Raw genomic sequence first — 14,493 nt, forward strand, 5'->3', positions numbered from 1 at the left:
CGGAAATTTGCTTTCGCCTTATACGGCGGCCTCCAGCGGCATCTCCGTCCGTGCCAGGAGTTCCAGCGTGGCCTCGACGACCGGATCGACCTCCAGGCGCCAGACACAGCACGCCTTGCTCGGATCGGTCCGGCGGCACAGATCGCCGCCGACGCAGTCGCAGGGCATGGATGGCCGCAACGAGATGCTCGGCACGCCGACCGGCGCCCAACGGACCGGGTTGGTCAAGCCGAACAGGCCCACCACCGGCGTGCCTGCCGCGGCCGCTATATGCATGGGCCCGCTTTCATTGCCGAGAAACAGCCGCGCTTCCCTGAGCAGCGCCAGCAGGGTTTCCAGCCGCAGCATGCCCGCCAGGTTGACGACACGCGTCTTCGCCGCCGCGATGATCCTGTCGGTCGCCTCGCTCTCGTCCGGACCGCCGACCAGAACCACCTGCAGGCCGGTTTCCCGCGCGATCCTGTCGATTGCTTCGGCGAAGCGCTCCGGCTGCCAGCGCCGGCCCACGAAGCTTGCCCCCGCATGAACGGCAATGAAGGCGTTTGGCTGAATTTTGTGCCTGGCGAGCAGCGCCAGGGCGCGCGACGTCTCGAAGGGCAACGGTCGGATGGCCGGGATCCTGACGCGCAGCGCGATGCCAAGCGCCTCCAAAGGAGACAAGTAGCGATAGAGATAGTGCTTCTTGCCGAATCCGAAGGGCTTCATCCTGACATTGGCGGGCTGGCGCTCATGCCAGCGCAAAGGCCGCTCCGTCGGAAAATGGCCGACCCGGACCGGAGCGTTGACCAGCTCGGAAATGATCCGCGAGGTCTTGGAGTCGGTAATGTCGATGGTCATGTCGAAGCGGTGCCGCCGCAAAGTCCGCACCGTGCGGAAGAGCTCGCGCGCCCGCTCGAGCGGCGAGCCCCGCATCCTGGCGCGGCTAAAGGGGACGACCTCGGTGGCAATGCCGTGCGCCATCACGAAGCCGGCGAAATGCGCCTCGCAGAGAAACACGATCCTGACACCTGGATATTGAAGCTGCAGGTTCTTCGCCAGCACCGAGGTAAGGACGATGTCGCCGATGAACTTGGTCTGCACGATCAGAATCGATCGGAGAGCGGTGGGGGAAATCTGCAACATGGTTTCTGGCACCAATAGATTCGGTGTCGGAAACTGCCTTGGAACGGTGTCGAGATTCAGGGCCGTCACGCGCACGTTCGCGTGACATTGCATACAAAACCGTAAGGTATCGGAGCGCCGCGCGCCGAAGCCCGTCAGGCGGGTTTTGCCGCGCTCTTCGCCGCGGCCACCGCAGCCTGCGCGGCCGCCAGCCTGGCGATCGGCACACGGTACGGCGAGCACGACACATAATCGAGGCCGACCTCCTCGCAGAAACGGATCGAGGCCGGATCGCCGCCATGCTCGCCGCAGATGCCGAGCTTGATAGCGGGCCGCGTCGTCTTGCCTTTTTCAGCCGCGATCCGCACCAGCTCGCCGACGCCGTCGACATCGAGCGACACGAACGGATCCTGCTCGATGATGCCCTTCTGCCGGTATGTTTCGAGGAAGGACGCGGCATCATCGCGAGAGATACCAAAAGTCGTCTGCGTAAGATCGTTGGTGCCGAAGGAGAAGAATTCGGCCGCTTCAGCAATGACATGGGCGCGGATCGCCGCGCGCGGCAGCTCGATCATAGTGCCGGTGAGGTAATCGATCTTGGTGCCGGTCTCCTGCATGACGCTTTGCGCCACCGCATCGATGCGTGCCTTGACGTATTCCAGCTCCTTCACCAGGCCGACCAGCGGCACCATGATCTCCGGCACCACCAGCGCCCCGGCCTTGCGGCCGGCCTCGACCGCCGCCTCGAAGATGGCGCGCGCCTGCATCTCGGCGATCTCCGGATAGGAGACGGCGAGCCGGCAGCCGCGATGGCCGAGCATCGGGTTGAATTCGTGCAGCGCCTCCGTGCGCTGCCGGAGCTTGTCGGCCGAGACGTTCATCGCGGAAGCGACCTCGGCGAGCTCGGCTTCGGTCTTGGGCAGGAACTCATGCAGCGGCGGGTCGAGCAGACGGATCGTCACCGGCAGGCCGGCCATGATCTCGAACAGCTCGAGGAAGTCCGAGCGCTGCATCGGCAGAAGCTTGTCGAGTGCTGCGCGCCTGTCCTTCTCGGTGTCGGCCAGGATCATCTCGCGCATGGCGACGATGCGGGCTCCGTCGAAGAACATGTGCTCGGTGCGGCAAAGCCCGATGCCTTCGGCGCCGAAGGAGCGCGCCATGCGCGCGTCGACCGGCGTTTCGGCATTGGTGCGCACCTTCATGCGGCGCGCGGCGTCGGCCCATTCCATGATGGCTGCGAAATCGCCGGATAGTTCCGGCTGCAGCATGGCGACAGCGCCTTTGAGCACCTGGCCGTTGCCGCCGTCGATGGTGATGATATCGCCCTTGCGGAAGGTCTGGCCCATCGAGATCAGCGTGCCGGCCTTGTAGTCGACGCGCAGCGAGCCGGCGCCCGACACGCAGGGCTTGCCCATGCCGCGCGCCACGACCGCGGCGTGGCTGGTCATGCCGCCACGCGTGGTGAGGATGCCTTCGGCGGCATGCATGCCGTGGATGTCTTCCGGACTGGTCTCGATGCGCACCAGGATGACTTTACGCCCTTGCGCCTTGGCGTCCTCGGCATCGGCGGACGAAAAGACGATCTCGCCTGTCGCCGCGCCCGGCGAGGCAGGCAGGCCCATGCCGATGACGTCGCGCGCGGCCTTCGGATCGATGGTCGGATGGAGCAGTTGGTCGAGCGAGGCCGGATCGATGCGGGCTACCGCCTCCTCCTTGGTGATCAGCCCGTCCTTCGCCATCTCGACGGCGATCTTCAGCGCAGCCTTGGCGGTGCGCTTGCCGGAGCGGGTCTGCAGCATCCACAATTTGCCGCGCTCGATGGTGAATTCGAGATCCTGCATGTCGCGATAGTGCTTTTCCAGCCGGTCGGAGATATCGACGAAAGCCTGGAAGGCATCGGGCATAAGCTTCTGCAGCGACGGCTTGTCGGAGCCGGCGGCGATACGCGCCGCCTCGGTGATGTTCTGCGGCGTGCGGATGCCGGCCACCACGTCCTCGCCCTGGGCGTTGACCAGGAACTCGCCATAGAGCTGCCTGTCGCCTGTCGAGGGATTGCGCGTGAAGGCGACGCCGGTCGCGGACGTGTCGCCCATATTGCCGAACACCATGGCCTGGACATTGACGGCCGTGCCCCAGCTTTCCGGGATGTCATGCAGGCGCCGATAGGTGATGGCGCGATTGTTCATCCAGCTCGAGAACACGGCGCCGATCGCGCCCCAGAGCTGCTCCTGCGGATCCTGCGGGAAAGGCTTGCCGAGCTCTTCCTCGACCTTGGCCTTGTAGAGCGAAATCACACCTTGCCATTCTTCGGCCGTCAGCTCGGTGTCGAGCTCGCGGCCGAGGCTCGCCTTCTCGTCCTCCAGGATTTCCTCGAACACTTCGTGGTCGAGACCCATGACGACGTCGGAATACATCTGGATGAAGCGGCGGTAGCTGTCATAGGCAAAACGCGCATCGCCGGAATCGGCTGCCAAAGCCTCGACCGTCTCGTCGTTGAGGCCGAGATTGAGCACCGTATCCATCATGCCCGGCATCGAGGCCCTGGCGCCGGAGCGCACCGAAACCAGAAGCAGCTTCGAGGGATCGCCGAAGCGGCGGCCGGTGATGCGGCCAATATGGTCGAGAGCCGCGACGACATCCTTCTCAAGCGCGCCGGGATAAGTGCGGCCGTTGGCGTAATAGGCGTTGCAGACGTCCGTGGTGATGGTGAAACCGGGCGGCACCGGCAGCCCGAGGCTGCACATCTCGGCCAGATTGGCACCCTTGCCGCCGAGAAGGTTGCGGTCGCTGGCACGGCCTTCGGCGGCACCGTCGCCGAAGGTGTAAACCCACTTGGTCATGCTTGCCCTCCAGTTCGTGGAAGATAGAAACATCCGGACCATGGTCCGGTTCCCCGCCTTCGCGATCCGAGCGATAGGATGCTGCAGTGCGAAAGGCAAGCACCGGCCGCGCGGGCGCCGCAACTACAATCGATTAAGCAAAAGCTGCGTCAAAAAGACTTGCCGGAGGGGGTGGCGCGGATATAGAACATAACAGGAACAAGATGGAGTAGCGTGATGAAACTCAACGGAAAACTCGACTATCTTGAACTGCCGGCGACGAGCGGCACGCTGGACAGTGTCAAATCCTTCTACAGCGCCGCCTTTTCATGGTCGTTCACGGATTACGGCCCGACCTATTCCGCCTTCGCCGAAGGTCTCGACGGCGGCTTCCAGGCGGATGCGGGCGAAGCGCCGGCCAAGCCTCTTCCGGTCATCTACTCCAAAGATCTCGAGGAAACGCTGGACGCGGTCGAGAGCGCCGGCGGCACCATCGTCAAGCCGATCTTTTCCTTCCCGGGCGGCAGGCGGTTCCACTTCACCGATCCGGCCGGCAACGAGCTGGCCGTTTGGGGACGTTAAAGCGCGTCGCGATCTTTTCAGATTCGCTCCATCGCCGCCATCGCTTTTAGTTGATCTCCCGGCATTGAGCTTTGCTTCGGCCCGTCCTATAAGGCCGCGCGCAGCGGGGCATGCCCCGCCTGCTGGGGCGTCGCCAAGTGGTAAGGCATCGGTTTTTGGTACCGACATTCCCAGGTTCGAATCCTGGCGCCCCAGCCAACTGCCATCACGCAGATCTGGCCGGTCAGACGGACGCAAATGGTTGATGTTGGCGTGGTGGCTTCCACCCGAGCGTTTCACCGTGTCACGGAAACGGCGAGCCGCCCTACCTCTTTGTTCCGACGCGAACGGAAAACCGCCCTTTCCTGCATTTGCCCGTCAGCCGACGGAGGCCGGCTTGGGAAGCCATCGCTTTTCGATAAGGCAAACCATCGTGTAGGCAGGGTCAAAAACATTGCCGACGTGATACCGGACAACTTGTCCCATCAGATGCGACGCGGCCTCGGCGGACAAGCCATAGTCACTGGTCAACCAGTTGAGCATGTCCGTGGTCGCGTGCTGCAGGGCCTGATCGAGCGGGCGGGCGTTGCCAACCGAAAAAATGTGGTTCTCGTTCTCACCGCGGGGCCATACCAGCCGCCTGTTTTTCTCCACGGTCAAGCGAAGCTCGATTTCAAAACAGGTTTCGATCCCGGTTCCAACGATCTCGCCATCGCCCTGCGCGGCATGACAATCACCGGCGAAGAAGAGCGCGCCGTCGACCGAGACGGGGAACCAAACGGTCGCGCCCGGCCGAAACCCGCGGTAGTCCATGTTGCCGCCATTCTCCGCGCTTGTCGCGGTGGAGAAAGCCTGGCCCAGCGAGGGCGCCACGCCAAAGCAGCCGATCATCGGTTCGACCGGCAACACGAAGCTCTGAAGCTCTGATGGCGGCTCCTGCAGCATCACCGTTCGCGATTCGAGGTCGATCCGCCAAGTGACTGTATCCCGTGCCGGAAGCCCACGGGCAGCCTCCGGATCGACGACGTTTGCGGCCAAGGACGAAATCGTCCAACCGGTGGGACGGATCGGGTCCATGCGCAAGATGTCCACGCGCAACGCGTCGCCAGGCTCGGCTCCCGTCACGAAGACCGGACCGTTCATCGGGTTTGGACCATGAGCCGGTCGGGCACCGTTCTTGTCGAAGCCCCGAGCGTCCAGCGTCTCCGTGATCACGACATCGCCGGAGGCAATTGTCAGCGCCGGCGGGACCGTGCCGAGGACATTGTGCCAGGTGGTGTTGACGAGCTTGTGCGTTGCCATGAGTTGGAAGTAGCGAAGGCGTTGCCGCGCGGCAAGTGGGCGAATTGAGCTCTGGCGCGCTATCGTTTCATCGCATGGGCGAGTTGGCCGCTACGATGCACGATGAGCCTAGCTCTGGCCCGATAAATCCGGTGCTCGACCTAAACCTTTTCCGCCTCCAGGCGTTGGTGTCCGCGGAGCCGGTTCTCCCGGCGAGCGCCCCGGAGAGGCTCAATCGATGTATTTCATGGCATTGGCCACCGATTATGACGGCACGCTGGCGCATGACGGGCTGGTCAACGCCAGCACGGTCTCGGCGCTGGAGAAGCTGAAGAAATCCGGGCGCAAGCTCATCCTGGTCACCGGGCGGGAACTGCCCGACCTGAAGCAAGTCTTTCCCGAACTTTCCCTGTTCGACAAGGTGGTCGCGGAAAATGGCGCGCTGATCTATACGCCGGCCAGCGAGGAAGAGCGCACGATCTCGCCCGCGCCTTCCGCCGATCTCATCGACAGGCTCAAGAAGCGAGGCGTGAAGCCGCTCTCGGTAGGGCGCTCGATCGTCGCCACCTGGGAGCCACACCAGGCCACCGTGCTCGATGTCATCAAGAAGTTAGGGCTCGAGCTGGAGATCATCTTCAACAAGGGCGCGGTGATGATCCTGCCTTCCGGCATCAACAAGGCGACCGGGCTGGCGGCGGCGCTCGAAGACCTGAAGCTGTCGCCGCATAATGTCGTGGCCGTCGGCGACGCCGAAAACGACCACGCCTTCCTCCGGTCATCGGGCTGCAGCGTCGCGGTGGCCAACGCGCTGCCCGCCGTCAAGGAAACCGCCGATATCGTCACCAAGGAGGCGCGTGGCAAGGGCGTCGAGGACCTGATCCGCAAGCTGATCAAACGCGATCACCTGATTGCCAGGAAGCGCTCGCGCGGTGTTTTGCTTGGAGCCTCGCGCGGCAAGGACATCTACTTGTCGCCGATGGAAACGGTGCTGATCGCCGGAAGCTCCGGCATCGGCAAATCGACCTTGGCGACGGCGCTCACCGAGCGGCTGGTCGAGAAGGGTCTGCAATTCTGCATTTTCGACCCCGAGGGCGACTATGACGGACTGAAAGGCGCGGTGCCGCTCGGCAACGGCTCGACCGCGCCGAACAAGGAGCAATTGCTGGAATTGATCGAGAGGCCGCGGACCAATGTCGTGGTCAACGGGTTGGCGTTGAAGGTCGACGAACGGCCCGACTTCTTCGCCGAATTGCTGCCCGGCCTCGGCAATGTCCGCTATCGCACGGCAAGGCCGCACTGGCTGATCATCGACGAGGCGCATCATTTGGTGCCCAAGCGACGCGAGGATACCCGATCCGTGCTTTCGATCGAGCTGCCCGGCACGGTGCTGATCACCGTCCACCCCGAAGCGATCTCCACCGACGCGTTGCGGCTGGTGACGGCAGTGATCGCGCTCGGACCCAAGGCCAAGGGCGTCATCAAGACCTTCTGCAAGGAAACCGGGCTCCAGGCACCGAAGGACATTCCGCTGCCCAAGGGCGACCGGGTGCTGTTCTGGCGGCCGCACGACGGCAGGAAGCCAGTTACGGTCAAGGCGATCGAGCCCGACCAGTCACTGAAGCGGCACAGCCGCAAATATGCCGAGGGCGAACTCGACGAGGCGGGCAGCTTCTATTTCACCGGGCCGAAGAAGGCGATGAAGCTCAGAGCCCATAATCTCATCATCTTCGCGCAGATGGCGGAAGGCATCGACGACAAGACATGGGAATACCATTTGCGCGCCGGCGACTATTCCAAATGGTTTCGCCAGCAGATCAGGGACAAGGATCTCGCCCGAGAAACGGCGGAGGCGGAAAAGGACAAGACATTGTCGGCCGACGAAAGCCGCAAGCTGGTGATCGACGCGGTGCGGAGACGCTATACCGCGCCGGCATCCGCTCCCGAAACGTAGATTGGCCCCTGAAGCCCGACCGGGTTTAAGCTCAGCTCGCCTCGCGCATCGCTTCGGCCGCCTGGAGGTCGACCGAGACCAGCTGGCTGACGCCCTGCTCGGCCATGGTGACGCCGAACAGCCGGTCCATGCGCGCCATGGTGATCGGGTTGTGGGTGATGATGACGAAGCGCGTCTCGGTGGTCTTCGCCATCTCTTCCATCAGATTGCAGAAGCGCTCGACATTGTGGTCGTCGAGCGGCGCGTCGACCTCGTCGAGCACGCAGATCGGCGCCGGATTGGTGAGGAAGACGGCGAAGATCAGCGACATCGCCGTCAGCGCCTGCTCGCCGCCGGACAACAGCGTCATGGTCTGCGGCTTCTTGCCGGGCGGTCGGGCGAGGATTTCGAGGCCGGCTTCGAGCGGGTCCTCGGACTCGATCAGTTGCAGCTCCGCCGTGCCGCCGCCGAACAGATGCGAGAACAGCCGCTGGAAATGGCCATTGACCACCTCGAAGGCCGACAGCAGGCGCTCGCGCCCCTCGCGGTTGAGGCTCTGGATGGCCTGGCGCAGTTTTCTGATCGCCTCGATGATGTCCTCGCGCTCGGAAACGATCGTCTCCAGCCTGTCGGACAGCTCCTTCTGCTCTTCCTCGGCGCGCAGATTGACCGCACCCAGCCGCTCGCGCTCGATCTTCAGCCGGTCGAGCTGGCGTTCGATCTCGGCCATGTCGGGCATCGGATCGTCGGCTTCGAGGCCGGTGTGCTTGATGACCAGGTGCGGCGGCGTGTTCAGCGCCTCCTGGATGCGCGCCTCGACCTCCGCGCGGCGCTCGTCGGCGGCGGTGAGCCGTTCTTCGGCGCGGACGCGGGTCTCGCGCGCCTCGGCGAGCGACTGGATGGCGGCGGTGGCCGCCTTGTCGAGCTCGGCCTGCTTGTTTTCCGCTTCCTGCAGGCGGTCGCTTGCAGCCTGGCGCAACGCCTCGGCCTCGGAAAGCTGGGTCAAGAGCGCACGGCGCTTGGCGTCGATCTCGTCAGGCGCATCGGCCAGCCGCTCGCGCTCGGCTTCGGCCTCCGCCTTGCGCTCGCCGAGCGCGGCGATCTGCGTCGATGCGTTTTCGGCGCGCTCCAGCCAGTTTGTGCGCTCGGCGCCGATGGCATCCAGCCGGCGCATGCGCGCCTCGGCCTCGCGCCGCAGGCCTTCATGCACGGCGCGCGCATCGGCAAGCGTGGCGCGGTCGCGCGAAACATTGGCGGAAGCCTGCTCGAGCTGCAGCTGCAGATCGCCGAGATCGGGCGCGTCTTTCAGCATCTCCTCGGCTTCGATGAAGGCGGCCTGCGTTTCCTCATGGCTTTCGACGATACGCGCGCGGGCGTCATCCAAGGCAGCGCGGCGGCTGACCAGCTCGCCGCCGGCCCTCTCGGCCTCGGCCAGCGCGTTGCGGGCTGCATCCAGCGCATGCTGGGCGTCGCGGCCGGCCTGGCGTGCGTTGCGCTCGGCCTCGCTTGCCTGGCGCATCGCCTGCTCGGCATGCGCCAGCGCTTCCTCGGCCTCGCGCACGACGCGCGTCGCCTGCACGGCTTCGGCATCGAGCTCAGCCAGACGGTTCTTCTGCGCCAACCGCAGCGCGGCGGCGGTCGGGGCGTCGGCGCTCGCGGTCAGGCCGTCCCAGCGCCAGAGCGCGCCGTCGCGGCTGACCAGACGCTGGCCCGGCGCCAGAAGCGCCTGGAGACGGCGGCCGTCGGCGGCGTCAACAATACCGATCTGGGCGAGGCGGCGTGCGAGCTGCGCCGGCGCACGCACGACGCTGGCCAGGCTCTTCACGCCTTCGGGCAGCGACGCATCGCCCGGCTGCACCGCGCTCTCGCCCCAATGCACCGGGGCGCTTCGGTCGAGCGGGACGTCGAGATCCTCGCCAAGGGCCGCGCCAAGCGCGGTTTCGTAGCCGCGCTCGACGCTGATCTGCTCCAGCACCGACGGGAAAAGATCGCCGCCGCTGGTGGCGTTGAGGATCTTCGCCAGCGTGCGCGCTTCCGTCTCGATGCGCGCCAGTTCCGCCCTGGCGTCCTGCAGCGGAGGCCTTGCGGCGGTTTCGGCCGCGCGCGCCTCGGCAACGGCCTGCTCGGCGGCGATAGCGCCGGCCTCGCTCTCTTCCAGTCGGGCAAGCGCATCCTCGACCAGAAGCCGCTTCTCGGCCGGATCGGGCAGACCCGAAATGCGCGCGACGATGTCGGAAAGCTCACGGTCTACCTCGGCGAGCTGGCGGGCGAAGCGGTCACGGCGCTCGGCGGTCTCGCGCAAGCTGCGCTCGATCTGGTGGCGCGAGGCGGCCGCCTCGGCGCGTTCGGCGGTCAGCGCGGCAAGTTTTGCCTCGCTCTGCGAGAGTGTCGCGCCGGCCTGCTCGAAAGCTGCGCGCGTGGTCGCCTCGCGTTCGGCGGCGCCCGCGTTGTCCGAGTTGAGCTCGGCCTCCTCGGCGCGCAAGCGCTCCAGTATGTCGGCATTGTCGCGCACCATCCGCTCCTCGCGGGCGATGTCCGCGTCAAGCTGCTGCAGCCGGCGTTCGAGCTCGGTCTGGCGCGCGCGGATGCGGCCGGCCTCTTCTTCAATCTGCGTCTTTGCGATCGACAGGCGCTGGAAAGCCGCGGCCGCGGCGGCTTCCGCATCGCGCAAATCCGGCAGCCGATGCGCAGCGATGCCCTGCTCTCGTGCCGCCGCCATCTGGGCGGCGGCACGGTCGCCGACCAGCGTGGTGGCGACCGCAAGCGCGGAACGCGCCTCGCCTTCCTGGGTCTTTGCCAACGTCCAGCGCAGATGCAGCAGCGTCGCCTCGGCCTTGCGGATATCGGCCGAGAGGTTCTTGAAGCGCGAGGCCTGGCGCGCCTGGCGCTTCAGGCTGTCGATCTGGCCTTCCAGCTCGCCGACGACGTCGTCCAGCCGCTCGAGGTTCTGCTCGGCCGCCTTGAGCCTGAGTTCCGCCTCATGGCGGCGCGTGTGCAGGCCGGAGATGCCCGCGGCTTCTTCGAGCAGCGCGCGGCGCGCCTGCGGCTTGGCCTGGATCAGCTCACCGATGCGGCCCTGGCCCACCATCGAAGGCGAACGGGCGCCGGTCGACTGGTCGGCGAAAAGCAACTGCACGTCCTTGGCGCGCGCTTCCTTGCCGTTGATGCGGTAGAGAGAGCCCGCTTCGCGCTCAATGCGGCGCGAAACCTGCAATTCGTCCGCGTCGTTGAAGGCGGCGGGCGCGGTGCGGTCGGTGTTGTCGAGGAAAAGCGTGACTTCGGCGGTGTTGCGGGCCGGGCGCGCGCCGGAGCCCGAGAAGATAACGTCGTCCATGCCGGACGCGCGCATGTTCTTGTAGGAGCTTTCGCCCATCACCCAGCGCAAAGCTTCGACGAGGTTCGACTTGCCGCAGCCGTTCGGCCCGACAATGCCGGTCAGCCCGCGTTCGATGACGAACTCGCCGGGCTCGACGAAGGATTTGAAACCGAGGAGGCGAAGGCGCGAAAATTTCATTCGCGCCGCCCAACACTACAGGCGCGCGCGCCGAAGCCGGACCGCTTCGGCGCGGCCTGGATGTCAGAGCAGAGGGTCGATGATGGCCGACATTTCCTCAATCGACATCGCCCCTTTGTAGGTCTTTCCGTTGATGAAGAAGGTCGGCGTCGAGTCGACCTTGAACTCGTCCGCTCCGCGTTTCTGGACTGCTCTCACATCGTCCAGAAGTTTCTGGTCCGTCAAGCAGGACTCAAAGGACTCCTGTGTAAAACCGGCGAGCTTCGAGATCTGCAGCAGCGCTTCCTTGGTGTTGTTGACGCCAACCCAGCTCGGCTGCTGCTTGAACAGCACATCGACCATGGCGAAGTAATTGTCCTTGGAGCAGCGCGCCAGCATGAAGCCGGCCTCGGCGCTCGGGTCGAAGGGGAATTCGCGCAGGATGTAACGGACCTTGCCGGTGTCGATATACTTCTTCTTCAACTCAGGGAAGGTCGTGTCGTTGAAATGCGCGCAATGCGGGCAGGTCATCGAGGCGTATTCGACGATGGTGACCTTGGCGTCGTCCTTGCCGAGCTGCTTGTCGGGCAGCGCGCCGGGCTTCAGCAATTCCGCCATGTCGACGGTGCCTTGCGCCTCGGGCACCTGGACCGCAGCCGGGGTCGCCGCCGGCTTGGCAGGCGTCGACGGGTTGGCAGGCTTCACGTCGGCGGCCTTCGCCTCCTCGCCGGAATTGCTGCACGCGGCAAGCAACGCCACCGCAGGAACAGCGGCCAGCGTGGTCAGAAGGTTTCTGCGGGACAGACTTTTGCCAAACGGGGCGCGGTTCATGCGAATCACCTGATATGAGTTGGATTTTGCAATGCAAGGGCTAGAAAAGGCGAGAGTTGGCGCGAATTAAGGCATCGCGATCCCCAATCCAATCGCGAAACCTGATCATAAGCATCACGAATGCGCGAGATTGGTGACGCATTCATGACGCTTCTTACGACCCTTTGCGCTTCCTTTCACCCATAATCGTGGCGCCGAGCCGCTCCAGCGAAGCGCGCAAGCCGTCATCCTCGATCTTGCCGACCAGATGCGAAAGCCTCGATTTCTCGGCCTCGTTCAAGGGTAGCGGCGCCGGCTTCGGCCGCGCCTTTTGCGAAAGCACCGGCTTTTGCAGGATCTTGATGCGGCCGATGGCGTTGAAGCCCAGGAAAGCGTTGACGCGGTTGATGACCTCGCCGGCCTCATGCTGCAAATGCAGCGCCGCCATGCCTTCGCAGGCGATGATCAGCGTCGCCGGCTCGAACGGATCGTCCTCGTGCAAGCGGCGCGGCCACTGGATCTTTTCGGGCCGCGAATGGTTGGCAAGCCGCGGCCCCGCGATCTCCTCCCACGATTGCACCAGCCCGATCGAGATGCCGGCGCGCTTCTTCAGCACCGGATCGAGGATCTCGGTCGCGAGATCGCTCACCGGTACGGGATTGCCGAAGGGCCTTTTCCCTGCCATGTGCGTTCTCCAGTCCCCCAGTTCATCCGATCAATGGCACCGCTAGACCAGACCCGCAAGGCATCACAGCAGGCCGTATCCGACGACATCGGATCCGGAGATACCAGCAAAGCTGGATCCCGGGATATCGCGTCCCGCCTGCTCGCCTGGTATGACGCGCATCATCGCGACCTGCCCTGGCGCGTCACCCCCGGCGCGTTTGCGCGCGGCGTGCGGGCCGATCCCTATCGCGTGTGGATGTCCGAGGTGATGCTGCAGCAGACCACCGTCGAGGCGGTGAAAGCCTATTTCCGCAATTTTGTCGAGAAATGGCCGACAGTCGAGGCGTTGGCGGCGGCGCCCACCGAGGACGTGATGAAGGCCTGGGCCGGGCTCGGCTATTATTCCAGGGCGCGTAACCTGAAAGCCTGCGCGGACCTCGTGGCGCTGCGAGGCGGCCGCTTTCCCGACACAGAGGCCGGCCTGCGCGAACTGCCGGGGATCGGCGCCTATACGGCGGCGGCAATCGCGGCGATCGCCTTCGACCAGCCGGCGGCGGTCGTCGACGGCAATGTCGAGCGGGTCATGACCCGGCTCTATTCGATCGAAACGCCGCTCAGCGAAGCCAAGCCGCAAATCCGCGCGCTGGTCGAGAAGCTCGTGCCGCAGGCGCGGCCCGGCGATTTCGCCCAGGCGATGATGGACCTCGGCGCGACGATCTGCACGCCGAAGCGGCCGCGCTGCATGCTCTGCCCGGTGCGCGAGGATTGCAGCGCCATTCTCACCGGCGATCCGGAACGTTTCCCGGTCCGCCTGCCGAAGGACGACAAGCCGTTGCGCAAGGGCGCCGCCTTCGTCGCTGAGCGCGAGGATGGCGCCATCCTTTTGCGCAAGCGGCCGGAGAAGGGCTTGCTCGGTGGCATGACCGAGGTGCCGACGACGGGCTGGACGGCGCGGGTCGACGGCGCCACGACGGCCGAGGCCGCGCCCTTTCCCGCCGATTGGCGGCGCGCCGGGCAGATCGGGCATGTCTTCACCCATTTCGCGCTCGAGGTCGAAGTCTTCCATGCTCAAATCAAGGGCGACGCGCCGGACGGGCATTTTTGGTCGCTGGCCCATGAAATTTCCGGGGAAGCGCTGCCCACCGTCATGAAAAAGGTAATCGAAGCGGCGATACCGGGCGCGACCAAGAAACCGAAAGGCATGCAATGACCGAAATCCGCCACATCGTCTTCGACATCGGCAAGGTGCTGGTCCATTACGATCCGGACATCCCGTTCAGCCGCCTGATCCCGGACGCCGAGGAGCGGAAATGGTTCTTCGACAATGTCTGCACCAGCGCCTGGAACCTCGAGCAGGACCGCGGCCGAACCTGGGAAGAAGCCGAGTCATTGCTGATCGCCGAGCATCCCGATCACGCCGAGAACATCCGCAATTTCCGCCGCCACTGGCACGACATGGTGCCGCATGCCTATGGAGACAGCGTCGCGCTGCTCGAAGGCCTGATCGATGACGGCCGCGACGTGACGCTGCTCACCAACTGGGCGTCGGATACGTTCCGCGAGGCCCGCGCCCGTTTTCCATTCCTGGAAAAGCCGCGCGGCATCACCGTGTCCGGCGATATCGGCCTGATCAAGCCGGACCGCGCCATCTACGACCATCACGTCGCTTCGTTCGGGCTCGATCCTGAGGCATCGCTCTTCATTGACGACAGCCAGAAGAATGTCGACGGCGCCAAGGCCGCCGGCTGGCAGGCGGTGCTGTTCACCGATGCCGGGGCGCTTAAGGCTGACCTTGAACGGCTCGGGATTACCGTCTGATCTGAATCGCTTGC

10 protein-coding genes and 1 tRNA gene are annotated in these 14,493 nt (G+C 64.9%); 5 read left to right on the forward strand and 6 right to left on the reverse strand.

Annotated features, from left to right (window positions below):
* Window positions 1–18: 18 nt before the first annotated feature.
* The gene (locus tag RFM41_RS05385) at window positions 19–1,080 is read right to left on the reverse strand and encodes a glycosyltransferase family 9 protein (RefSeq protein ID WP_320246469.1); all 1,062 of its coding nucleotides are present in this window, start codon (window positions 1,078–1,080) and stop codon (window positions 19–21) included.
* 176 nt (window positions 1,081–1,256) lie between these two features.
* Complete coding sequence (gene ppdK / locus RFM41_RS05390) at window positions 1,257–3,941, reverse strand: pyruvate, phosphate dikinase (protein WP_320319249.1); 2,685 nt, start codon at window positions 3,939–3,941, stop codon at window positions 1,257–1,259.
* 216 nt (window positions 3,942–4,157) lie between these two features.
* Between ppdK and RFM41_RS05395 the strand changes: the two genes are divergently transcribed.
* Together RFM41_RS05395 and RFM41_RS05400 are read left to right on the forward strand one after the other, a co-directional pair.
* Window positions 4,158–4,502, forward strand: a complete 345-nt coding sequence (locus RFM41_RS05395) for a VOC family protein (protein ID WP_320246467.1) — start codon at window positions 4,158–4,160, stop codon at window positions 4,500–4,502.
* Window positions 4,503–4,625: 123 nt separating this feature from the next.
* Window positions 4,626–4,700: transfer RNA gene (locus RFM41_RS05400), tRNA-Gln, on the forward strand.
* 159 nt (window positions 4,701–4,859) lie between these two features.
* Here the strand turns inward: RFM41_RS05400 and RFM41_RS05405 are convergent.
* On the reverse strand, window positions 4,860–5,783 hold the full coding sequence (locus RFM41_RS05405) for an acetamidase/formamidase family protein (RefSeq protein WP_320246466.1): 924 nt from the start codon (window positions 5,781–5,783) through the stop codon (window positions 4,860–4,862).
* 217 nt (window positions 5,784–6,000) lie between these two features.
* Here RFM41_RS05405 and RFM41_RS05410 point away from each other — a divergent pair, with 217 nt between their 5' ends.
* Entirely contained in the window at window positions 6,001–7,713 is a 1,713-nt protein-coding gene (locus tag RFM41_RS05410; RefSeq protein ID WP_320246465.1) for an HAD family hydrolase, read from the forward strand.
* Between the two features lie 31 nt (window positions 7,714–7,744).
* Here RFM41_RS05410 and smc read toward each other — a convergent pair whose 3' ends face one another.
* The 3 genes from smc to RFM41_RS05425 form a co-directional block, all read right to left on the reverse strand.
* Window positions 7,745–11,206: a chromosome segregation protein SMC gene (gene smc / locus RFM41_RS05415; protein ID WP_320246464.1), complete on the reverse strand. Its 3,462-nt coding sequence runs from the start codon at window positions 11,204–11,206 to the stop codon at window positions 7,745–7,747.
* A gap of 63 nt (window positions 11,207–11,269) precedes the next feature.
* The gene (locus tag RFM41_RS05420) at window positions 11,270–12,016 is read right to left on the reverse strand and encodes a DsbA family protein (protein ID WP_320246463.1); all 747 of its coding nucleotides are present in this window, start codon (window positions 12,014–12,016) and stop codon (window positions 11,270–11,272) included.
* Between the two features lie 154 nt (window positions 12,017–12,170).
* Window positions 12,171–12,680, reverse strand: coding sequence for a DUF721 domain-containing protein (locus tag RFM41_RS05425; RefSeq protein WP_320246462.1), 510 nt, complete (start codon window positions 12,678–12,680; stop codon window positions 12,171–12,173).
* A gap of 33 nt (window positions 12,681–12,713) precedes the next feature.
* Here RFM41_RS05425 and mutY point away from each other — a divergent pair, with 33 nt between their 5' ends.
* Both mutY and RFM41_RS05435 read left to right on the forward strand, forming a co-directional pair.
* Window positions 12,714–13,871, forward strand: a complete 1,158-nt coding sequence (gene mutY, locus RFM41_RS05430; RefSeq protein WP_320246461.1) for an A/G-specific adenine glycosylase — start codon at window positions 12,714–12,716, stop codon at window positions 13,869–13,871.
* On the forward strand, window positions 13,868–14,479 hold the full coding sequence (locus RFM41_RS05435; RefSeq protein WP_320246460.1) for an HAD family hydrolase: 612 nt from the start codon (window positions 13,868–13,870) through the stop codon (window positions 14,477–14,479). Before mutY ends, RFM41_RS05435 begins: the two co-directional genes overlap by 4 nt.
* The last annotated feature ends 14 nt before the right edge of the window (window positions 14,480–14,493 follow it).

Origin of the sequence: Mesorhizobium vachelliae (assembly GCF_033977325.1) — a bacterium.
GTDB lineage: Bacteria > Pseudomonadota > Alphaproteobacteria > Rhizobiales > Rhizobiaceae > Mesorhizobium > Mesorhizobium vachelliae.